We start from the raw sequence: 21,635 nt of genomic DNA on the forward strand, positions 1-21,635 counted from the left end.
GTAACCTCTTGTTTTAAAGTGATAGTACGATTTGATTAGATACAAAATAACACAAAAAAGGGGGCGGGACTAGCTCTTATTTTTGGAAAAAACACATCGCTGTACAATACTTGTTCCAGTAGCAGGACAGGCGTTGTATAGCGATGTGTTTTTAATCGGCGCTTTGCTTGTTTACATTGTCTGCCGGGTGACGGCCCCAAGCTAAATAAAGGAGAGGGCCGATGTAATTGACACTGAAAATGGTGAGACCCCAAACCCACTTCGGTCCACGTGTCTGCTGACGCTTAAACAAATCGATACAAGCGACGGCGAGTAAACAAAACCCCGTCAAATAAATCGTTTTTTGTAAAAATGATTGAATATGATTCATAGTGTGTCACCGCACTCTCCAAAAATAATTGACGTTGATCATCAGATCGTTACGTCACAAAAAGTTCGGCATTGAAATTTTGAAGGATCAATGCATTTTGATGTAATTGAAAACCGTACCGGGTAAAACAATCTGTCGATACTTGGCCATGATGCGTGACGATTTCAAAGTCACCGCTGATTCGATAATAAAGATGACGTTTTTGTACATCATTAATCAAAGCTTCTAACAGAAGGTTACGTTCGCCGAGTCCTTCTTTGCGGACGTGGACGTCAAGTAACGTAAAGGTTGCAACCTCTTTATGATTACAATGATACGTTTTAGTATATTCAATCGTCATGTGTGACCGGGATGAGATTAGCGACTTGGTCGTTTGCGGATTCTCTAATAGCGTGACGTAATAGATAAAATCTAACTTGTGTACATTGCGCGTAACTTGGACGACTTGATTTTCGTTGTTGTAAGCCAGTCCTATTAAAGATTCCTGTGGATGATCCTGAATCGTAAGGGAGCGGCTCCTGCATACATCCGGCCATTCATTTTCGGGAATCCATTTTAGTGCAGGCCTCCGGGGTGTCCTGATGAATTTCATAATATGCGTGGAACCTCCTTTTTGACTAGTACTTTGAATATACACTTTTTGGAAAAATTATAAAAGGAACGGTATTAATATTATTTAACCAAAATCAAAAAAATGGACAGGGGGAAAGCATCTTTTCATTCCAGGCGGTCATTTTCCTGGAAGATATACGTTTATCACACCTGTAAGAGGGAAAATTCGTGTTGAAGTGTATATCTAAAAAAAGGAAGTGTCCGTTCATGCAGAAAAATCAACAGCGTTATGCGTTGCGCAACCTCGGGTCCGGTTTTTTATTCGGTCTGGGTCTCGTCGCATTTTTAGACGAAGTCATTTTTCACCAATTGTTAGGCTGGCATCATTTTTATGACAAATCAACGACCGCGGTCGGACTGTTTTCCGATGGTCTGTTTCACGCATTCAGTTGGTTCGCGACAGTGGCAGCCCTGTTTTTAGTTGCGGACTTACGGAGACGATCCGCCTTTTGGATGAAGCGGTGGATCAGTGGTGTGATGATCGGCGGAGGTTTTTTCCAATTGTACGATGGTCTGATCAATCATAAAGTCTTCGCAATTCATCAAATTCGTTACGGTGTGGAACTTCTTCCGTATGATATCGCTTGGAATGCAATCGCTGCGCTTATTTTAGCGGGAGGGATTGTGTTATTCCTGCAGACCGGGAAACAACTGCGGACGACAGAGGAGGTGAAATAAGTGATGCATACGCATGAAGGCATGGGAAACGGTTTTGAAACGAGTGTGACGCTCCTCGTGCTCGTCTTACTTCTCGTTTATCCGGTTTCCGCCTGGAAAACGAACAATCACTACCGGCGCTGGCCAATCCATCGGTACGTGTTTTGGGGAAGCGGGATACTGAGTGCCGGTGCTGCGCTCGTCGGTCCGGTTGCAGACTGGGCACACATGAACTTCGCGGGACATATGACGGGGCATCTCTTACTCGGGATGCTCGCACCACTCCTGCTCGTGTTTGCGAAGCCGGTGACGTTATTGTTACGGACGCTACCCGTGCAGGCGGCAAGACGGGTGACGGGCGTCTTGAACAGTCAGCCGCTTCGTCTCTTGACGCACCCGATGACGGCAACGGTTTTAAACATCGGCGGCTTGTACCTGCTTTATACGACAGGACTCTATCCGATGATGCATCAGTCGACTGCACTCTATGCCCTGATCCATCTCCACGTCTTCCTGGCCGGTTACTTGTTTACAAGTGCCCTGATTTATATCGATTTGACGCCGCACCGTTACAGTCACGTCTACCGGGCGGGTATTTTAATACTGGCGTTGGCGGGGCATAAGATTCTTTCGAAATATCTCTACGCTCATCCACCTGGTGGAGTGGGGAAGGCGGAAGCGGAACAAGGCGCCATGCTGATGTATTACGGGGGAGATGTCGTTGATCTCGCGCTCATCATCATTCTTTGTTATCACTGGTACGAGGCGACGGCGCCGCGTTTACAAGCGTCAGAAACATTGGAAATGAGGCAGGAATGAAGAAGATGCTATATTCGTTCGAACATCCACATCATAATAAGAATCAACGGCAACACCAGCCGTAACGAAAACTGGAGAAGAAATTTGCAATAAGCGAATTCTTTCTTCGGTTTATGTCGTAATCTAGATGGAGGAACCACTATGAAATACATGCGTTACCTGATTTACTTCGGATTGATCGTCACGATCAATTATTATTTGTCAATGTACGTTACTGTCGATAAAAAGCTGCTCCATTCCTTGCTGGCGTTCGTCCTCTTAACCGGTGTTGCGTTCCTCTTGATTACGATTGAATATTTCTTTAATCGAAAAGTACATAAATCCCGCGACTAGTCCGTCGGGGCATGCGAAAAGGAGCACAAGCGTCGTCCAAAGTAATCGGACATGCTCGTGCTCCTGTTCTGTCTCAGTCAGGCTTTTCTTTTTTCGTTCAACTCTTCCGTTTCCGGATTACTCCAGCGCCACGCTGTCCGGCGACTGATGAACGATGTCAAAAACATCAGGAATGTCATGACTGGTAACAGAAGCCACCACGATTGCATGAAAAACAACGAGGCAAAGGAATCGATAAAAACAAACGTATGGGCGACGTAAATCCACATGAACAGTGAACTGACGAATAGAATCGCTTCTGCCGTCGTAATGAAATCAAGTTTTTTCTCTTGCATACTTTACCTCCGATCAAGAGCGAACCGTCTCCCGGCTCGCAGTTGCTGCGACATGTTGTTCACTTTCGCTATCCAACAAAATCGTCCGGTTACGCCCTTGCTGCTTAGCGGTATACAACGCTTCGTCGGCGATGACACTCATCCGCTGAATATGAATGTTCTTCCCGTGGGCGACACCGATCGATGTCGTCACATCGATTGCCGGGAATCCATCGATTTGGAAGTGCTCAGCAGCAATTCGTTGACGAATCCGGTTTGCGACTTTGGTCGCTTTTTCCGGTGCTAAATCATAGATTAAGACCATGAACTCCTCGCCGCCAATCCGCGCCGTAAAATCATGCGGACGCGTTTCTTCTTTCAGAATGTTCGCGAACTGTTGTAGGACGAGGTCACCATTGCCATGCCCGTATGTATCATTGACGTGCTTAAAGTGGTCGATATCGAGCGCGAGAATATTGTAAATCCGACCTTCCTGTTCAAGTCCTGCCGTCCGAGTATCCCAAACCCGGCGATTGTAGAGACCGGTCAAATGATCGACTTCGGCTGACTTTTTATAAATGTCGACTTGCCGGTTCAACAGTTGAAAATCGAGCGTCAGCAGACTGGACAGAATACCGACTACCAAACCGATTGTCCATGTCGATAGCAGGAGGGTGAGGGCAGGTTGACCCCAACCTAAATTAATCAAGACGGCGATGGTGATCATTGATAATGCCCAGACGTTCATCGAGACATTTTGAAAAAACGGCCGATTGAGCAGTTTCCGGTGAAGCGCAAGCATCCCGAAACTGATGCAAAGGACGGCGGTGAAGCCGACGATAGCTTGTTCCGTCACCCCGAACAAGAAGCGGGAACAGGCAATGATCAGTGTTGCGATAACGAGCGGGAAGCGCCCCCCGTAAAACGCGAGCAAGACGAGTGGGAGGTGACGCAAATCCATCCGAAGCGTCTCATTGACGGCGATTCCCTTGAACATCAATAAAACACCCAGTGCCCCAGTCAAAAGGCCGACGATGATTGACTTGACGACATAAGATTCAAAATGGGTGGAATGGATAATTTTCGAGATGATATAAAACCCTGTGAAGGCAATGCAGGCATTCACGAGCAGTTCGACGATGAACATGGTTTTCACATCCTTGCACATGATACTTTCACATTACCACTTTGACAAAAGTTGTCAATAAAAGATAACCATTGGATATGTACATTTTTCATACACCAGATAATTTTATTCAATATAATTCAACCTGAAACCTTTTCTTCCTCCTTTTCGTAATACTAGTTGAAAAAGGGGGGAGACAGATGAGTACAACACTTGGTTCACTACTCGCCATATTGATTATGCTCGTCACAATTATTTATGGTGTCGTCTACATACAAAAAAAGAAGCGGAACACGGATCAGGAAGCGACTTACAAAATCGTTTTCACGACAGCGATTGTGCTGCTCGCTTTACCGTTTATCTTAACGATATTTAAGTAACATGGAGGTAGTATCTTGGAACAACTCATCATTCTTATCGGTTCATTTTTAATTGCGGGTGGGATGCTCTTTACGATCATCCGGGCGGGATCAATCGCTTACCGCCGGCAACAAATCTCAAAAGGACTGTTCGTGTTCGCGACCGTCTCATCGTCGATCGGGGCCGTGTTACTCGCGGGACTGCTGCCCTTATTGTTTAGTCTCTGGTTCGAGTGAAGACTAACGAAACGTGTGTCACTGATTTTTTAATCAGCTGACGCACGTTTTTTTTATTTTTTTTCGAACAATTGTCGAAACGGTCCTGTTAATCCTTAAGAGAAAGGAGGCGAACCTCCTTTGCATATCAAAGGAGGAACGAGCGATGCACCCTTATTTACAAGTCGAGCACCGTGTCCTGCGCGACGGACAACAGTTTTCATCGGTTCATGAAAAAATGATTTATTTGATTTTAGCGAGTTATGCCGGAGCATCCGGGAGTGCCTTTCCGTCGCACCAGACGATTGCGGACGCCGTCCCGTGCGGCAAGACGACCGTCAAAGCGTGTCTTGCATCGTTACTTGAAAAAGGGTTGATTGAAAAGGAGGAACGCTTCAATCAACACGGGGGACAAACATCAAATGAATATCACGTCCGATCGGTTCCGGACGCGGTACGACTACCGGGGGAGCAGGAGCCGACTACCGGGGCGGCGCGAGATGACGACGAAGAACCTGTCTTGAAGAAACAGTCTTTAAAAAAAGAACCATCCTCAACGGCGTCATCGGTCTTCACGTTGTTCGAAGCAGAAATTGGCTGCACCTCCCCTTGGATCAAGCAGCAACTGGCGCAAGCCGTGATAAAGACGAGTCATGACGTCGTCGTCCATGCAATTGAGCAAGCGGCAGCGGCGAATGTCCGCAAGTGGCAATACGTCAAAGCCGTCATCGATCAGTTACACGCGCGTCAGATCACGTCAGGTGAACAAATCAACCGTCATGAATCGAGACGGGCGGAACGACCGGCAAGGACGAAGCCGACGAAGCACCGTTCGTCAGCCGTATTACCGGCTTGGGTCGAAATGGAGCGGACGGAGCAGCGGCTGTTCGAAGAAAAGCGACGAGCGGCTTGGACGGCGTCAGTCCCGGAAGAAGCCGAACTGACGGACTTGCTCGCCCAATTGATTTAAAAAATAAAGGAGGATACACAGATGACTATCAGCACAGCATGGTTACTCGAACGCGCCGATCGGAAATTATCCGTCAAGGGAATGGACGCGGATGTCGTCACGATCACGCGGAGCGTCATCAAAGAACTCGCACCGCAACAGATTTACGTCGGCGTCGCGCAAAGCTACCGGACGAAACAGGAACAGGATGCCTTGTATGCTGTAGGACGGACACGCCCCGGAAAAATCGTCACCTACGCGCGCGGGGGACAGTCGAATCATAACTTCGGTGTCGCCGTCGATCTCTTTTGTTATTCATCTGACGGAACACGCGCTGAATTTTTAGCACCACCGGACAAACGGTTGTCACGGATTGTCGCGGCGATGAAGCAGCGACAGATGGAATGGGGCGGGGACTGGACACCATTTCGGGATTATCCGCACTTTCAACTGTTCGACGCCGTCAACGGGAAGAAGAAGCCGCACCTTGCCCCGCTTTATCTAGGACGTGCTCTAGCGAAAGGGAGTCAGGACAAGGAGACGATTCGCTTGATTCAAATGAAGTTACGTCTTCCGGCGAGCGGCCGGTTTGATGACGGTCTGACGCGTGCCGTCAAAGACTTTCAGCGACAGGTGAAAATCACAGTCGACGGAATCGTTGGCCCTGTGACATGGCGTCATTTGTTTCAGGAGGGACGCGGATGACGGAGCGATATGCAGCAGCCTTGCGACTGATCGTCCCCCTCTATTCGATTGTCAATTTGACGCTTCTTGCGAGCGGGTATGATCCGTTACCATTTGCAGAGACAACCGTCGATCTCGCAGTGACGACGCTCGTCGGCATTTTGGGTACACTCGTCGCTTGGTGGAAAAACAATAACGTCACCCGGGCCGCAAAAGAGGCGCAAACGTTGCTTGACGAACTCAAGCGCAGTGTTTCGACGGACTGAATGTGCGATGAAGACTAATACTTTGAAGTCGAGATGCCGATAAAGAGGTGATGAATTGAATCGTTCTCGATTCTTGCGAGAGCGTATAAAGAGAGAGGTCTGACTGGACGTGAAATTTTCCGCATTGCAATGGTTCTTAATGACGGCTTTGTTTTCATTGATGTTTACAAGTATTTGGAGTTACACTGCATTTTCTAATATCGAGCGGGAGAACGACCGGATTCTTGCAGAAGCGATTCCGATTTCGAATACAGCATCCCAATTGTTTCCTTTACTACTCGATCAAGAATTAACGGTGCGGAGCTTTTACCTGGAACGACGTCAGCAAGACTTCGAACAATTCCAGATTGTCTGAAACAGGTCGCGAGTGTCCTGAAGAAACAGGCTGGACTATTCGGACACGTCGCCCGGTACGGCGGTGAGGAATTTGCAGTCGTTCTCTCGGATCAATCGGCACAAGGAGAGCTTGTCGCCGAGCGGATTCGGACAGGGATTCTCGACTTGAAGTTACCCCATGAACGGTATGCGCCCCTGTACCAAGTCAGTGTCAGTTTAGGGATGGCAACCGTTCAGCCGGATGATGCGCTAACGGAGATTCATTTAATTGATCGCGCCGACATGGCACTGTATGCGGCAAAAGCAGCGGGGAAAAATCAGCTCGTCCGTCACGATGCGAGTTGAATATGGATCGTAATCGTAAAAGGCAACAGCTTCCGCAGAAGCTGTTGCCTTTTTTGAATGAATTCAATGTAAAATCACACAGTACGAATTGTCAGAGATTAACGGTGCAGAAACCACAAACACGACGTTGATCGGTGTTCCACCCAGTTTAGCATCGAGTTGATGGAGCTGTGAACGGATTTTACGACTTAGCCCATAACGGATCTCGGTACTCAGTTCATCCATGTCTGCATCATGTACGTGTAACAGGAGTTGAAATGGTTCGAGCGAGAAAATAGAAAAATCGCAGTCGATTCGGGGGTCCTCAAATTGCTCATTCAACCCATTTTTAATAAAGTATGCTTCCTGTGCTGAAATCATCCCGTTTCACCTCGCTCTCTTGCGAAAAAACCTGTCCAAACCTGGATAAAAAAATCGGCTTGCCTTATATAGTAGTTATTACCCAGTTTTATCGGAAAATATCAGAAAAGCGACAGAAAATGAAATTTGATGATCAGTCGAAAAATAAAAAACGAAGCGGCGGAAGTCGTGCTCACGCCCTGCTTCGTTAATGTTAATGTTTAGAGGTGTTGTTTACGTAAAAAATCATCGGTCGCTTGCTTGAAAAACGTAAATTGATGAACTTTGAGTTGGCATTTGTTGCCGTAACGGACCTCGAAATAACCTGGATCGACGGGGGAAGGGAAACCGATTCGTTTGAACCATTCCGTGATTGTTTCATGACCATAACGTTGTAAATGTTTCGGTAGCCGAAAATTAAAAAATTGAATATGTTCGCGAATCAGCTCGGAAGATACATCATGATCCGGCTGGATGATGACGGTGACGTGATGCTCATAATCGAACCCCGCGAGTTGGAACCGGTTTGGTCGGTAAATCTTGATATAATAATAAAAAAAGGCGAGCGTCGCGAAGCTTAGAACGATTAAGATGAGAATATAAGGTGGAGCCGAAATGGAAGAGTCGAAACTCGTCCGAAAGAGCGGTTTTTCCGGCGTGATCGATTCGATGTCGACGACGGCACCACGGTCGACGTTGAACGATTCGATACTGGAAATGATGGACGAATCGCCTTGATTGCCGCAACGCGCTACGCACGAAGAATCAGCTGTTTTATGTAAAAGTGATAAGGCCGAAAAATATACGGACGGGAGGACGGATTGGGCAAATAAAACAAGGAAACACGTCAGACTGATGTACAAAAAAACTTTTAAACGAAATGACTGTGGCACCGGTTTACTCCTTTCTCTCAACCTGAATGGGATGAATCTTTAGGAAGAGTATAGCAAAAGAAGTACAGTCTGTTATTTGTTTTTTCAAAATATAGTCATTATTTACAAAAATAATAGGGGGCTTTTTGTGATGGAAGAATTACGAAGAAGTTTTCAAGCAGCGCGGCAGCAGGTCAGTGGACACGGCAAGCGGAACGTCGGTGTCCTAAAAGAAGCCTTGCTGAACGTCGCTGACGATACGGGAAGTGACATTTACGGGAACGGGGCGGTCATCAACGACTTCGAACAAAAAATCGCGGCGTTGCTCGGGCATGAATCGGCCGTCTTTTTCCCGAGCGGGACGATGGCGCAGCAAATCGCGTTACGGATTTGGTCCGATGACCGGGACAACCGGCACGTCGCCTACCACCCGCTTTGTCACTTAGAGCTGCATGAACAGGATGGCTTACGGCAGCTTCATCCGATCGAGCCGATCCTCGTCGGTGAACGGGACAAGATGATGACGCTAGACGACATCAAAGCCTTACCGGAAATCGCCTGCCTACTACTCGAACTGCCGAACCGCGAACTCGGTGGTGTCGCGCCATCATTCAGCGAGTTAGAAGCGATTGTCGCCTACTGCCGGGAGCAGGGAATCCGTCTTCATCTTGATGGTGCCCGTCTGCTGGAACTGTTGCCGTATTATGACAAATTAGCAAGCGACGTCGCGAGCTTGTTCGACAGCGTCTACTTATCATTTTATAAAGGACTCGGCGGGATTGCCGGTGCGATCCTTGCCGGCCCGAAGGCGTTTACGACAGAAGCACGGATTTGGAAACGGCGCTATGGCGGCGACTTGATCAGTCTCTATCCCTATGTCATTTCGTCCGACTATTATTATGAGCAACGCAAGGACCGGATGGGGCACTATTATGAGCAGGCAAAGTACGCCGCCGAGCGGTTGAACACGATCGACAACATTTTCACGACACCGCGCGTTCCGGTCTTAAACATGTTCCACCTCCACTTTAATGGTGAAGTGGCAGACGTCGCTGCACGATTGGCGCACATCCAGGATGAACTTGGACTTGGCCTCGTCGGATACCTCGTCGAACACGACGGATACTGTTCGACGGAAATCAGTTTCGGTGACGCCTTCGACGCCGTCTCAAACGAGGCGTTCGAACAGTTGATCACCCGCTTGACGGCAGAATTTTCAGCTTAACGGGATTGAGTAGGCTGTTTCCCGGGAATGGACGGATGTAGGCGATGGTAGCTGCTGATTTTTTCAGTGATCATTTGTTCCGTCAGTTGTAATTCGGCAAGCTGCGCCCGGACAAGGGTTTGGTGCTGTTCGAGCAGGGCGAGCCGATCAAGCGTCGTATCGTGATCGTCTGAAGAAGCGCGGAACAACACGACATACTGCCGGATTTGGTCAATCGGCATGTGTGTCGCCCGCAGGCGGAGGACGAACCGGAGCCAGTCGATGTGCTTTTCATCGTACTGCCGGACGCCGCTTGCGGTCCGGTCCGGGAACAGCAGTCCTTCCTTTTCGTAATAACGAATCGTGTGGGCACTCGTATCAGTCAATCGACTGACTTCTGAGATGGAATACATCAACATCACCTTTTCTGCTTGACTTAGAGTTCACTCGAAGGAGTAGACTCTCACTATACCAAAACGAAATGGGGAAAAACAGATGAAGTATACGGTCATTACAGGAGCAAGTTCAGGGATTGGGTTTGAGACGGCGAAAGTTCTCGCTGCAAAAGGAAAGTCGCTTGTCCTCGTCGCCCGGCGGAGCGATCAGCTCGAAGCGTTACGGGACGATTTACTGAAGACCTATCCGGAACTTGATATCATCCTTCATTCAGTCGACTTGACGGAGATGGCGAACGTGCATCAGTTGTATGACGACGTCAAGCACCTTGAAATCGAGACGTGGATCAACAACGCCGGATTCGGAGACTTCGACAACGTCAAAGACATCGAAATCGGAAAAATCGAGAAGATGCTTCGTTTGAACATCGAAGCGTTGACGGTCCTGACGAGTCTGTACGTCCGTGACCACCATGACGTCGAAGGGACAACGGTCCTCAACGTCTCGTCAGGCGGCGGCTACCGGATCGTTCCGAATGCGGTCACGTATTGTGCGACGAAGTTCTATGTCAGTGCCTACACGGAAGGCCTCGCGCAGGAATTGCAACAATCCGGTGCGAAGTTGCGGGCAAAAGTTCTTGCACCGGCAGCGACGGAAACCGAATTCGCCGATCGCTCACGCGGGGAGGCAGGGTTCGACTACAGCAAAAACGTCCCGCAGTATCATACAGCGGCAGAAATGGCGACGTTCCTCGATCAATTGCTCGAAAGTGATGCAATCGTCGGGATCGTCAATGCTGCAGATTATTCCTTCCAGCTACGCGGACCACTCTTTACGTATGTCGGTGGCGCGAACTCGAACTAAACGCGTAAAAAACCAAGCCTTCGCTTTTAATGCGGAGGCTTGGTTTTGCGTTTAATTGTTGAAGCGGGTTCGATTTACACTCGCTTTTGACAGTCAGTCAAATGCCTATGCCTTTTCATGGACTATATTTTCCAGATACCCCATGTTTTCGACTATCGTAATATCCTTCTTGAAGCGTTGAATCGCATGAGAGAAGGTTTTTTTATTCGTTCCTTTAGGATAACCAGAGCACACGTTCAAGATGCTGTTGAGTTTTTCGCAGTCGCCGCCGATAAAGTAATGCGAGATCACATCCTTATCCGTGGAAGCGATCACGACAAATGTTGCAAAATCGAGAACATCTTCCACATGCTGTTCTTCAATTAATTTATCGGCAGTAAATGCCGTTTTAAATTCGTAGCTCTCAAACGACATAATATGACCACGCAATACATCCAGGATGGATCGCCGATAGATGCAGTAAACACCACAAATCGTCTCATAAGGCGGTATAAAAGGGTCGTCCATTACATTGACAATTTTTTCGTCGTCTTTATCGATGGGAATGGCCTGAAACCGGTTGACCATCATCTTGTCGATATAATCGATTCCTTTTGGCATAAGTTCTTTTAGAGTACTTTCATGCAACGGGATGCGCATCCTTTCTTGTGAATCTATCAGTATCTACTGATTGTAATGTCTCAATCTGAAAAAAATCAAAGTGTATTTTCGTCGCTGTAGCGAATTTTTTTTAGATAGAGCTACGCTGCTTTCAAAGCGATGAACGGTTGCAACCATAATATCTTAATGAACAGCTTAAACGCCATCCCTAAAACTAGGAATGGTCAGGCTGTAGACAACGTGCTATCGGAAGACAAAAGCGTTTTTTTCGTTGCTTTCCTCGGGCGAGGCGCAAGCCGTTGCTCCTTGATCCTTACGGACAATGAGCAGGGTCTTGCCTGCCTCTTGCAAGTCGCGTTAAACACGCACTTTTCCCCGTAGGAGTCAACGAAACGTGACGCTTTTTAGGCAGTGGCGCAGGGGGGGACGAGGCGAGACAGGAAAGCGCGACACGCAATCTTCCCCGTATGAATTCCTCGTTTTCCACAGAGATTGTCTACAGTCTGAAAACGCCATTCCTAAAACTAGGAATGGCGTTTTTTTAAAGTTAAATGATTGGAATCGCAAGCGTCGAAAGTAAGCTGACACCTAAGAATAAGGCATAGCTGAAAAACGTCGCTTTTGCGTTTCGATCATGTTTATGTCCGAGAATCGCAAACAACAGAACTGCTAAAAACGTAAGTAGTGATAACGACAACAAGTGGTGTTGATCCGTTGAAGGAACGAGCGATTGAACCAAGTGTGCTAAACCAAGCGGTAAAACAATCAGTAAAAAATAGAAACCAAGCCGCGTTTCTGATGGAACTTCAGTTGCTTCGTCGTTCGGATCGATACGTGTGTACATTTTCATGGATCGTCACCTCCTTCTATTTCAGTATAAAGGAAGGGATGGTGAAACCTCGTTACAGTCCCGTAAGAACTACATAACAATTTGACTTCTAGATGACATCCAGATGTCGCCCCGTCTTGAATTTGTAAAAGTCAAAAAACATTTCGACAGGATATGTAAATAAGTGTAAAATGAAGCATCGAGTTACATCTCATCAAGGAGGAAACGACGTGCCTAAAGTGTTTCGCTATTTTTATCTGTCTGATTTGTTGGCCGTCGTCGGTGCGAGCATTTCCTATATCGCCATCTACTGGACGAGTGCAGAACGGTTGACGGCATTTCAGCTTGCCCTGTTGATTGGCGCCGTCTTTTTGACACGGTTCGTCGTCGCGACCTTTAGTGGTCCGTGGATTGATCGTGTCGACCCGGTCCGCTTACTCAAGGGGACGGTTGCCTTCCGGACGGGATTATTAGTTTTGACAGCAATCGGCTTGCAACTGTTTTCCGGTTCAATCGTCCTGTTGATTGCATTATTGATTGCTCAGACGGTTTTACAGACGATTGGCGGAAATACGGCATTCAAAGTCGTGGTCCGACTTGTCGAAGCAGACCGTCTACCGGTCGCGAATGCCTACTTGAGTACACTCGACCGAATCGGGACGTTAAGCGGACTCTTGATTGGCGGCGTGCTGATTGCGAGCTTTTCCATCGAGACGATTTTACTGATGGAAGCCGTCCTGCATGGCGCAGCGTGGCTGTTGCTCCTGTCCATCAAGCCTGCTGCACCCGGGGGAGAAGGGAAACAGAACCGGTACATCGACGCGTTGACGGAAGGACTGACGTACTTAAAACAAGACCGGCAACTGATGCAAATCTTAGGATTCGCCGTCATCGCCAACTGGATGATTACACCCGCGAATACGTTACTCGCGCCGTTCGCGAAAGACGTCGTAGCTGGCGGAGCAAAAACCTTTTCGGTACTGGAGCTCGCGCTCGTCATCGGTGGCATTCTCATGTCGCTGCTCTATGCCCGGTTCGCGAAACAAGTCGCCCACAGTCGACTGTTCCGGCTGTCCGTGTTGTTACAAGGCCTCTTTATCATCATCCTCAGTTTGACGGATACCGTGTCGCTCGCTTTCATCGCGCTCTTTTTACTGGGTGCTGCCCTCAGTTTATTCGGAATTCCGTTTTCGACGCTGCTCCAGCAAACGACGCCGGATTTACTGCTCGGACGGGTCCGCTCGGCGATGGTCGCCGTCTCGACGCTCTGTTCTGCCGTCTGTTATATCTTGTCCGGTTATATGACGACCTTCCTGTCAATCGAACACGTTTTTCTGCTTTTCGGCGGTTCAGGACTGGTCGGTGCCGTATTCTTGATGCTTACATCACGTCACGCAGCTAGTAATATCAGTCAGGACAAGGCAGGATAAGGAAATCGGTCTTAAGGTGGAGGGCAAGCGCTTTCTTTCGCAGTACACTTAATAAAAGAAGAACAAAAGGGGATAGCGACGATGGATGGTCTGATGATGATAGCATTGTTATTTTTAATTCCGATTAGTGGGATGACGGTGTTGTTGAATCTGTTATGGCGACGAATTGAAGTAGAATAATATGAAGAAATGAACGGACTGCCGTAAGCCGGCAGTCTGTTTTTATGCGAAATTTTAGGGGGAGAATCATGAAGAAAATCATCATCATCGGTTCCGGAGGTTCGGGGAAATCGACGTTCGGACGTCAATTGCATGAACAAACCGGGATTAAGGTGTCACATCTCGATGCGTTGTTCTGGAAACCGAATTGGGTTGCCGTCCCGCGGGACGAGCAAATAGAGGTGCAACGGCAGTTGATGGAACAACCGGAATGGATCCTTGACGGAAACTACGGCGGAACACTCGGGATGCGGCTTGACGCCGCCGATACGGTCATCTTTCTCGACATGCCGCGGACCGTTTGTGCGTACCGGGTCATCAAACGTAATCTGAAGTACCGCAACCGGACACGGCCGGACATGGGGGAAGGCTGCATCGAACAATTCAGCTGGCAGTTCTTGAAGTGGGTCTGGCAGTATCCGAAAGCGCGGCGACCGGGTGTCTTACGCCAGCTTGACGAAGTGCGACATGAGAAAAACGTCGTCATTTTATCATCGAAGCGCGACGTACAGACGTTTTTAGATCAGCTTTGATACGATTTGTTTTGCGATACTCACAAAGCGGACTGTTCTAAATGGCGTTTAGTGACTAACTCCGTACATAGTTAACGAGGAAGCCTTGCAACGTGAGACATCTTTTGTCAAACGGGACAGGGCTTTTTTAAGTTATGGCTCTTACGGCGCGTAGTTTTACTTGAAACAGATTTTTGTAAAGTGTTAAAACAAAAGACAGGCGTAACCGCTTACAAAAAAGAGACGGATTGCCTTTATACTATGTTTGTAGGAGGCCACTACTTATGTTATTAAACGAAAAAAGTAAGCGGATATTACATCTGCTTGTTCACGAAAGGGAAGTCAACATCCCGTTCTTATTGACGATGCTGCCTTATTCTAAACGAACACTGGATTATGAGCTAGAACGTATTCAAGAATGGTTAACGCATCATCGATTCCCCCATGTGGAGATGGATGGGACGACGCTTCGGATTGAACATGCGACCGGACTTCTTGAGAGACTTGAAAAAACAGAATTGATTTTATCGGATGAAGAACGGGAATTGCTCGTCATTTTCTATGCATTGACCCAAGAAGAATTTCTATCATCGGTACATTTTCAACAGCTACTTGGTGTTTCGAAATTTACAGTTCAAGAAAGTCTCAACGCAGTTAAAAAAAACGCCGTGCAATTTGGCTTAGATTTCGCGTACACCCGCAAGGAGGGGTATCGATTTAATGGTCATTTGCAAACAATGTACCTCTATCTCTACCGGTCGATTGAACGCCTAGTGCATCTCTCGACTAAAAATCACCTATTGGACGCCATACTTGATGAGTGGGGGAACCGCTTTCAACAAGCGTATCAACACATTGAAATGTATGAAGCAAGCCGTCAGTTTCGGTTTGTCGAGAGCCATCGTGAAAAATTAGCCTACTTTATTTTATTAGGAGCACATTTTCCGGTCGCGACTAAATTTGACACGCAGGAGACGGCATTTACAAAAAATACGGATTCAACTTTAGGCGAATATTTTGCAGGTGATGCTTCCTTCATGATTACACTCGATCTCTTGATGAAAAGCGGTCCGAAAACGGAAGAAGAACTTGACCAAGAAGTCCAAGAGAAATTGTCTGATGTCATGCGGGAAGTCATCCGTCGATTCGAGTCAATCAGCTGTACCTTCATTATTGAACAGGAAGCTTTATGTGAAAAACTGGTCCTGCATTCAAAAGCGACGATGCAACGTGTCTATACGGGGCTGGAGGCTTCAAAAGAATTAGAACATTACGTCATAAACGAACATCAAGTTTTGAATGTCCTTGTCGAACGATCGCTCGAACCGTTCCGACAATTACTTGGACGAACTTTACCTGACATCGAAGTGATGTATTATACGCTCCACTTTGCTGCACATTTGCATCGGCAAGGTCAAAATTTAGACGAAAAAATGAAAGCAATCGTCGTTTGTCCGAGTGGGATTAGCGTCTCCCATATGCTCGACCATATTTTAAAGAATCAATTTCCAGAGTTTATCTTTCTGCCGCCGACATCGCAACGTGAGATTGATCGGTATGCACCACTCGTCGATTTAATCTTTACGACAGTACCGCTCGAAGACAGGGTTCATCAGCTAGCTGATGTCACACTTGTTCCGACATTACCCACGCGTCTCGAACAAATCACCTTGAAACGGACGATTGAACAACGGTACTTGAACCGCGGTCATCTGTCCAGCATTCAAGCAGAGGACATTCTTGATTTGTTTAAACAACATGGAACGATTCGTAATGAGTCGGTCTTACGTCAAAAATTAAGGATGTTATTGCATCCGATTCAACCAACTAATTTGATTTATGAGGGGGGACAACCGATGCTGAATCAACTGATTAGTGAGAAACGAACGCAACTGCACGAGCGTGTCTCAGACTGGGAAGAAGCAATGCGTCTTGCGGCTCGTCCTTTAGTGAATGATTATTCGATCGATCAATCCTACATTGAGACGATGATTGAGAATGTGCATATACATGGACCGTATATCGTGTTGATGCCGGATGTCGCTATTCCGCATGCTCGACCGGAAGACGGTGTCACCAAACTTGGAATGAGTGTTTTGAAGCTCGAACAACCGGTGCAATTTCCTGGAAACAAGCCGGTTCGATTGTTTTTTGTGCTAGCTGCGATTGATCAGACGACGCATTTGAAGGCACTCGCACAATTGACGGAGTTGCTTAGTAATTCGGCAGATGTCGCTCATATTTTAGCAGCTCAATCGACCGAAGACGTATTAACTATCATTAATAAATATTCAGAGGAGGAAGAACGATGAAAAAGATTTTAGTAGTATGTGGGAATGGGTTAGGGTCAAGCTTCATCATGGAGTTAAACGTTAAGAAAGCACTCGACCAGATGGGGAAAGAGGCAGATGTGTCGCATACGGACTTATCAACAGCACGAACTGAACAAGCCGATATTTATTTAGGCGCAAAAGACATCATTGGAGCGCTCGATGATGGAAACCGGGAAATCGTAGCTCTTGAAAATGTCATGAACATCGAAGATATTAAAGAACAACTTAGCACGAAACTGTAAGCAATCATCAAGGCGAGGGGGGATTTTGACATGCTTGATTTAATTATGCGGGATATACTTGGGACACCTGCCATCTTACTCGGATTGTTTGCTTTGATTGGTTTATTGCTCCAAAAGAAAGATATCGCTACAGTTGTTTCAGGGACATTAAAAACAATCATGGGCTTCGTCATCATCGGAGCAGGGGCGGGTGTCATTATTGCCGCTCTTGGTATCTTCAGTAAAATGTTTGACGAGGCGTTCAGTATTCGCGGTGTCATTCCGAACAATGAAGCCATCGTCGCAGTAGCCCAAGATGCTTTCGGAGTCGAAACGGCAATGATCATGGTCTTCGGGATGGTCATGAATATCGTCTTAGCACGATTTACACCATTCAAATACATTTTTTTGACAGGGCATCATACATTGTTTATGGCAAGCTTACTAGCAGCGATTCTCTCCGTATCAGGTTTGAGTGGAGCAGTTTTAGTTATCGTAGGTTCAATTTTACTCGGGTTATGTATGGTTTTATTTCCGGCGCTCATCCAACCTTACGTCCGTGAAATTACAGGGTCAGATGATTTTGCGGTAGGGCATTTTGGTTCGTTCGGGTACTTTGTCTCAGGGACGATCGGTAAATACTTCGGGAATAAAGAGCATTCGACAGAGCAAATTAAAGTACCGAAGCAACTCGGATTTTTACGGGATACGTCCGTTGCTGTCTCGTTGACAATGACACTATTGTTTGTCGTCGTTGCCTTGTTTGCCGGACCGGCATTCATCGAATCAGAACTGTCTGACGGATCGAACTACATTGTCTTTTCGATTATTCAAGCCATTACCTTTGCAGCGGGAGTTTATATCGTCCTTGCCGGTGTTCGGATGTTGATTTCAGAAATCGTGCCAGCTTTCAAAGGAATTGCGGATAAAATGGTACCGAATGCGAAGCCCGCACTTGATTGTCCGACGGTTTTTCCGTTTGCGCCAAATGCTGTCATTATCGGTTTCTTGATTAGTTTCGCGGCTGGTTTGATCTCAATGTTCTTCCTACCATTATTCGGATTAGCGATCATCGTCCCTGGACTCGTACCACACTTTTTTACTGGGGCAGCAGCAGGTGTCTTCGGAAACGCGACAGGTGGGCGAAGAGGAGCGATGCTCGGTTCGTTTGCGAACGGAATTTTAATCAGTTTTCTCCCAGCGCTTCTTCTTCCGTTGCTCGGTAACTTAGGATTTGAAGGGACGACGTTTGGCGACTCCGATTTTGCGATAGTCGGTATCATCATCAGTTGGATTGTTTCATTGTTTAGTTAAGTTAGGGTGAAGGGTTCATACGATTACTTCAAAAAGCCTTATTTCCAAACGGAAATAAGGCTTTTTGTAATTTAACCAATCATAGCGTTATTTCGCTCCAACCGCTTCCGCCTCAAACGCAAGCACCGGTCCGAAAACTTCGTAATGCAGTTGCTCTGTCGCACCTTGCCAGTTCGACGCGACGAACCGAATCATCGCTTCCGGTCCGCAGACGAAAGCAATCGCGGATTTGTCGACGTTTTGAATGATTTCTTCCGTCAATCGACCGGAAGTCGTCCCTGTTTGTGGATGCCGTTCCGCATAGCGGATGACCGTTGCGCCGGCAGTTTCCAGGCTTGCAAGGTGCGTCAAAAAGGCGCGGTCGCGGTCATCTTGAATCGCGACGTGGAGCGTGACGGACCGACTTGCCGCAAGCGCTGCATCGGCAATCGCGAGCAATGGTGTCAGACCAATCCCGCCAGCGAACAGGACGACGGGTGCTTGACCAGCCGGTAACGCAAAATTGCCAGCCGGTGCACTGAGCAGGACCGTATCGCCGATGTTTGTTGCGTCATGCAATTGCTTCGACACGCTTCCGTCGCGTTTAACGGCAATCGTGTAAAACGCATCACCTGGACGATTGATTAAGCTGTACTGACGGTTTTGCCACAGTCCTGCCGGTGTTTTGATTCGGAGCGTCACGTATTGTCCCGGCGTGAAGGCCGGTAACGTCAACGCATGTGCCGGCTGCAGGGTAAACGACTTGATATCCGAAGCTTCCTGCGTGATTGCCGTCACCGTGAATGTCTGATATCCCGTGAAGCCTTTTGCCTGTTCGTCTTGTGCATAAAGTTCGGCTTCAAGCGTCATAAACATATCAGCGATTTCCTGATAGGCGAGACCCCAGGCATCGATGATTGCCGGGGTTGCTGCGTCGCCTAGGACTTCTTCAATCGCGCGCAACAGTTCTGTCCCGACGATCGGGTACATCTCCGGTTTGATTTGCAGGCTCCGGTGTTTATGTAGGACGGGCAGGAGCGTTGGTTTTAAGACGTCGAGTTGATCGATGTTCGCGGCTGCCGCATAGACGGCGTGAGCGAGGGCTTGCGACTGACGGTTTGTTTTTTGGTTCGTCTGATTAAAGATGTGCGTCATCTCCGGGTGCCGTTCAAACAGGCGTTGATAAAAGACGCGGGTGATGGCTGGTCCGTGTTCTGCAAGAACAGGGACGGTTGACTTGATGAGTTGAATCGTTGCTGCGTTTAACATAAGACCACTTCCTTTTCAGTTCGTTCTCCCACAGTATTGGAGCTTTCGTCCGTAAATACAACATATAAAATAATAGATTAAAAAAAGAAAGTGAACTTTGTCACAAACGTGCCATCGATTCGTCAAGAAACGGACAAAAACCGTTGACTAGTGTCAGCGGTCAAGTCGGAATCCATAGTTTTGAGAAGTCGAGGTAACCGAACGAATCGATGACGAGGTTCTGCAGCTCGATCGGGTAAGGAATCAGCCGCGTGTCATCAAACAACGGGATGAAATAGGAGGCGTCGATGACGTAGCGTTCGAACGACTGGTGGAGCGGCATCCAGTCCTCAAACGTCGTATCGTCGTACTGCTGGATACGCCGGTCCATCTCCGGCATCTGACGGTACAGCTTGGCCGGCGGAGAATATTCATTCGTTAAGAACTGATGGAATGCGACCGTCAAGTTGCGCTCAAACACTTCCGCGTGGATCGCGAGATCGATGTCAGCGAAGGCATGCAGATTGGTAATACTTTCTTTGAACCCGACCGGAACGAATTCATAAGGGATGTGCTGACGGTCGAACATCTCACATAACCAGTAGGTGACGTTTTCCGTGAAGTCCGTCAGTTTAATCCGGATTGGCCGGTCGAACGTGACGGGTGGTCCATCGGGAACGATATATTCTTGACTAAACTCACCGAGAAACCCGCGGACGTTCGGTTGACTGCGTTCATTGCACTGGCTGATGAAGGGGCGGACGGAAGCAATCAGGCGGTGGATGTAGTGCCGCGCCTCCGCGCTTTCGAAGACGCCGCCCGGACGGGGATTCAAGAAAATCAGTCCGAATCCCGATTGGGTGGAGATTGTCCCGGTTTCGCCCGTTTCTGATAATGACGTCCGGTAGACCGGGTCGTAGGCGTCCGGCATCTGGATGAACTCGATTCGGTCGAGCAACGCCCGGACGCCAAAAAAGTTCGCGAACGCCTGTAAAACGGTTTTTTTATCATCCTGTTGCGTCAGCTGAAACGGACCGGTCCCGACGCCTTCTTTATGAATGCTCGTGTGGAGTGTCGCAAGCTTCGGTAAAAGCGAGTTCCGTTGCTGATCAAGAATCAGGTCGACCCGGTACGGTCCGTTCGATTTAATCTGTTCAATGTGGCGATACGACCAGGCGTAAGCAGGGAAGGCGATCAAGGCGCGTAAACTTTTTGTGACATCTTTACTCGTCATCAGTGAACCGTCGTGGAAGCGGACGTCTTTTCGTAAATAAAGCGACAAGGTGTTGCCTTGCCAAGCATAGTGATGGGCAAGTTCCCCTTTAAGCAGACCGTCTTCATCAATCCAAAACAAGCGGTTAAAGACATTTTGGACCAGGTGGGCACTATGGATATCGGCTGCTTCGAGCGGATGAGCCGTCAAGAAGGGCCGTTTCCGCGGAATGAGTAAAGCGTCGGATGCCGTTTGGACATAACCAAATTTTTGTTCGAGCCGCCGCATGAACCGCCCGGTCTGAGCAGGGGACCAGTCCCAACTGAGCTGTTCCGTCACGGCGTCAATCGATTCCCGGTCGATCCGCTCGAGCAGCTGACGGGCCAGTTCGCGCTCGACGTGCCGCAACCAGACGAGCTCCGACAAATGTCCCCGCCCTTGACCACTCGTATAATCAAGCCAACCGTCGTCTTGCCAGCGCTTCAAATAACGTTTGAATTGTTTCGGACTCAAATGAACCGTATCGGCGAGGTGCTGGATCGTATAGTGTCCGTCGCGACAGGTTTTCCATAACGTAAAGAGATAAGTTTCCATCAGTTGCTCCTTCCTTTAAAAGGGGACATTAATTTATGAAGATGTCCATTTTTCAATCAATCTGTCTTGTTTATCATACAGG

The 21,635-nt window shown here is 47.8% G+C and carries 28 protein-coding genes; 17 read left to right on the forward strand and 11 right to left on the reverse strand.

Translation table 11 applies throughout. The features are described 5' to 3' along the window. Nucleotides 1–151 precede the first annotated feature (151 nt). Together A0126_RS06675 and A0126_RS06680 are read right to left on the reverse strand one after the other, a co-directional pair. On the reverse strand, nucleotides 152–370 hold the full coding sequence (locus A0126_RS06675; RefSeq protein ID WP_088836958.1) for a PLD nuclease N-terminal domain-containing protein: 219 nt from the start codon (nucleotides 368–370) through the stop codon (nucleotides 152–154). A gap of 49 nt (nucleotides 371–419) precedes the next feature. Then, on the reverse strand, nucleotides 420–962 hold the full coding sequence (locus A0126_RS06680; protein ID WP_088836959.1) for a hypothetical protein: 543 nt from the start codon (nucleotides 960–962) through the stop codon (nucleotides 420–422). A 227-nt stretch (nucleotides 963–1,189) separates the two neighbouring features. On the opposite strand from A0126_RS06680, the gene A0126_RS06685 reads away from it, so the two are divergent. From A0126_RS06685 to A0126_RS06695, 3 genes are all read left to right on the forward strand, one after another. Next, nucleotides 1,190–1,660: a DUF2243 domain-containing protein gene (locus tag A0126_RS06685; RefSeq protein WP_088836960.1), complete on the forward strand. Its 471-nt coding sequence runs from the start codon at nucleotides 1,190–1,192 to the stop codon at nucleotides 1,658–1,660. Nucleotides 1,661–1,663: 3 nt separating this feature from the next. Next, nucleotides 1,664–2,458 carry a cytochrome c oxidase assembly protein gene (locus tag A0126_RS06690; protein ID WP_088838469.1) on the forward strand — a complete coding sequence of 265 codons (795 nt, stop codon included), beginning with the start codon at nucleotides 1,664–1,666 and terminating at the stop codon, nucleotides 2,456–2,458. A gap of 141 nt (nucleotides 2,459–2,599) precedes the next feature. After that, the gene (locus tag A0126_RS06695) at nucleotides 2,600–2,791 is read left to right on the forward strand and encodes a hypothetical protein (RefSeq protein ID WP_088836961.1); all 192 of its coding nucleotides are present in this window, start codon (nucleotides 2,600–2,602) and stop codon (nucleotides 2,789–2,791) included. Nucleotides 2,792–2,868: 77 nt separating this feature from the next. On the opposite strand, the gene A0126_RS06700 is transcribed toward A0126_RS06695, so the two are convergent. Continuing rightward, nucleotides 2,869–3,126, reverse strand: coding sequence for a hypothetical protein (locus tag A0126_RS06700; RefSeq protein WP_088836962.1), 258 nt, complete (start codon nucleotides 3,124–3,126; stop codon nucleotides 2,869–2,871). Nucleotides 3,127–3,139: 13 nt separating this feature from the next. Then, on the reverse strand, nucleotides 3,140–4,252 hold the full coding sequence (locus A0126_RS06705; protein ID WP_088836963.1) for a GGDEF domain-containing protein: 1,113 nt from the start codon (nucleotides 4,250–4,252) through the stop codon (nucleotides 3,140–3,142). A gap of 179 nt (nucleotides 4,253–4,431) precedes the next feature. On the opposite strand from A0126_RS06705, the gene A0126_RS06710 reads away from it, so the two are divergent. The 7 genes from A0126_RS06710 (at nucleotide 4,432) to A0126_RS19495 (ending at nucleotide 7,386) form a co-directional block, all read left to right on the forward strand. Next, nucleotides 4,432–4,611, forward strand: coding sequence for a hypothetical protein (locus tag A0126_RS06710; protein WP_088836964.1), 180 nt, complete (start codon nucleotides 4,432–4,434; stop codon nucleotides 4,609–4,611). A gap of 15 nt (nucleotides 4,612–4,626) precedes the next feature. After that, nucleotides 4,627–4,827, forward strand: coding sequence for a hypothetical protein (locus A0126_RS06715; protein ID WP_088836965.1), 201 nt, complete (start codon nucleotides 4,627–4,629; stop codon nucleotides 4,825–4,827). 145 nt (nucleotides 4,828–4,972) lie between these two features. Continuing rightward, nucleotides 4,973–5,776 (forward strand): helix-turn-helix domain-containing protein, encoded by an 804-nt coding sequence (locus A0126_RS06720; protein ID WP_088836966.1) that lies wholly within the window; start codon nucleotides 4,973–4,975, stop codon nucleotides 5,774–5,776. 21 nt (nucleotides 5,777–5,797) lie between these two features. Next, nucleotides 5,798–6,460, forward strand: a complete 663-nt coding sequence (locus A0126_RS06725; protein ID WP_088836967.1) for a M15 family metallopeptidase — start codon at nucleotides 5,798–5,800, stop codon at nucleotides 6,458–6,460. Then, nucleotides 6,457–6,705 (forward strand): phage holin, encoded by a 249-nt coding sequence (locus tag A0126_RS06730; RefSeq protein ID WP_088836968.1) that lies wholly within the window; start codon nucleotides 6,457–6,459, stop codon nucleotides 6,703–6,705. The genes A0126_RS06725 and A0126_RS06730 overlap by 4 nt, the downstream gene beginning before the upstream one ends. A gap of 109 nt (nucleotides 6,706–6,814) precedes the next feature. Beyond that, entirely contained in the window at nucleotides 6,815–7,060 is a 246-nt protein-coding gene (locus A0126_RS19490; protein WP_239456877.1) for a hypothetical protein, read from the forward strand. A gap of 17 nt (nucleotides 7,061–7,077) precedes the next feature. Beyond that, a complete protein-coding gene (locus A0126_RS19495) occupies nucleotides 7,078–7,386 on the forward strand; it encodes a GGDEF domain-containing protein (RefSeq protein WP_239456904.1) in 309 nt (102 codons plus the stop codon). 63 nt (nucleotides 7,387–7,449) lie between these two features. Here the strand turns inward: A0126_RS19495 and A0126_RS06740 are convergent, their stop codons facing one another. Together A0126_RS06740 and A0126_RS06745 are read right to left on the reverse strand one after the other, a co-directional pair. Next, nucleotides 7,450–7,746 carry a hypothetical protein gene (locus A0126_RS06740; RefSeq protein ID WP_088836969.1) on the reverse strand — a complete coding sequence of 99 codons (297 nt, stop codon included), beginning with the start codon at nucleotides 7,744–7,746 and terminating at the stop codon, nucleotides 7,450–7,452. 200 nt (nucleotides 7,747–7,946) lie between these two features. Then, a complete protein-coding gene (locus tag A0126_RS06745; RefSeq protein ID WP_088836970.1) occupies nucleotides 7,947–8,618 on the reverse strand; it encodes a hypothetical protein in 672 nt (223 codons plus the stop codon). Nucleotides 8,619–8,745: 127 nt separating this feature from the next. Here A0126_RS06745 and A0126_RS06750 point away from each other — a divergent pair, with 127 nt between their 5' ends. Then, nucleotides 8,746–9,822 (forward strand): threonine aldolase family protein, encoded by a 1,077-nt coding sequence (locus A0126_RS06750; RefSeq protein ID WP_239456878.1) that lies wholly within the window; start codon nucleotides 8,746–8,748, stop codon nucleotides 9,820–9,822. Here the strand turns inward: A0126_RS06750 and A0126_RS06755 are convergent. Beyond that, complete coding sequence (locus A0126_RS06755) at nucleotides 9,819–10,214, reverse strand: MerR family transcriptional regulator (protein WP_088836972.1); 396 nt, start codon at nucleotides 10,212–10,214, stop codon at nucleotides 9,819–9,821. The two genes, A0126_RS06750 and A0126_RS06755, sit on opposite strands and share 4 nt — an antisense overlap. Nucleotides 10,215–10,296: 82 nt before the next feature. On the opposite strand from A0126_RS06755, the gene A0126_RS06760 reads away from it, so the two are divergent. Next, nucleotides 10,297–11,061 carry an SDR family NAD(P)-dependent oxidoreductase gene (locus tag A0126_RS06760; protein ID WP_088836973.1) on the forward strand — a complete coding sequence of 255 codons (765 nt, stop codon included), beginning with the start codon at nucleotides 10,297–10,299 and terminating at the stop codon, nucleotides 11,059–11,061. Between the two features lie 105 nt (nucleotides 11,062–11,166). Here A0126_RS06760 and A0126_RS06765 read toward each other — a convergent pair whose 3' ends face one another. After that, nucleotides 11,167–11,688: a hypothetical protein gene (locus A0126_RS06765; RefSeq protein WP_088836974.1), complete on the reverse strand. Its 522-nt coding sequence runs from the start codon at nucleotides 11,686–11,688 to the stop codon at nucleotides 11,167–11,169. Between the two features lie 520 nt (nucleotides 11,689–12,208). Further along, complete coding sequence (locus A0126_RS06770; protein ID WP_088836975.1) at nucleotides 12,209–12,511, reverse strand: hypothetical protein; 303 nt, start codon at nucleotides 12,509–12,511, stop codon at nucleotides 12,209–12,211. A gap of 209 nt (nucleotides 12,512–12,720) precedes the next feature. Here A0126_RS06770 and A0126_RS06775 point away from each other — a divergent pair, with 209 nt between their 5' ends. The 5 genes from A0126_RS06775 (at nucleotide 12,721) to A0126_RS06795 (ending at nucleotide 18,519) form a co-directional block, all read left to right on the forward strand. Further along, nucleotides 12,721–13,920, forward strand: coding sequence for an MFS transporter (locus A0126_RS06775; RefSeq protein ID WP_157898473.1), 1,200 nt, complete (start codon nucleotides 12,721–12,723; stop codon nucleotides 13,918–13,920). 248 nt (nucleotides 13,921–14,168) lie between these two features. Beyond that, nucleotides 14,169–14,672 (forward strand): DNA topology modulation protein, encoded by a 504-nt coding sequence (locus A0126_RS06780; RefSeq protein WP_088836977.1) that lies wholly within the window; start codon nucleotides 14,169–14,171, stop codon nucleotides 14,670–14,672. A 263-nt stretch (nucleotides 14,673–14,935) separates the two neighbouring features. Beyond that, on the forward strand, nucleotides 14,936–16,963 hold the full coding sequence (locus A0126_RS06785; RefSeq protein ID WP_088836978.1) for a BglG family transcription antiterminator: 2,028 nt from the start codon (nucleotides 14,936–14,938) through the stop codon (nucleotides 16,961–16,963). Then, complete coding sequence (locus tag A0126_RS06790) at nucleotides 16,960–17,226, forward strand: PTS sugar transporter subunit IIB (protein WP_088836979.1); 267 nt, start codon at nucleotides 16,960–16,962, stop codon at nucleotides 17,224–17,226. Before A0126_RS06785 ends, A0126_RS06790 begins: the two co-directional genes overlap by 4 nt. 30 nt (nucleotides 17,227–17,256) lie before the next feature. Further along, complete coding sequence (locus A0126_RS06795) at nucleotides 17,257–18,519, forward strand: PTS ascorbate transporter subunit IIC (protein WP_088836980.1); 1,263 nt, start codon at nucleotides 17,257–17,259, stop codon at nucleotides 18,517–18,519. 87 nt (nucleotides 18,520–18,606) lie between these two features. On the opposite strand, the gene A0126_RS06800 is transcribed toward A0126_RS06795, so the two are convergent. Further along, nucleotides 18,607–19,767: a globin domain-containing protein gene (locus A0126_RS06800; RefSeq protein ID WP_088836981.1), complete on the reverse strand. Its 1,161-nt coding sequence runs from the start codon at nucleotides 19,765–19,767 to the stop codon at nucleotides 18,607–18,609. A gap of 160 nt (nucleotides 19,768–19,927) precedes the next feature. Next, nucleotides 19,928–21,553, reverse strand: a complete 1,626-nt coding sequence (locus tag A0126_RS06805) for an ABC transporter substrate-binding protein (protein ID WP_088836982.1) — start codon at nucleotides 21,551–21,553, stop codon at nucleotides 19,928–19,930. Nucleotides 21,554–21,635 lie beyond the last annotated feature (82 nt).

This window comes from Exiguobacterium sp. N4-1P (assembly GCF_002214325.1).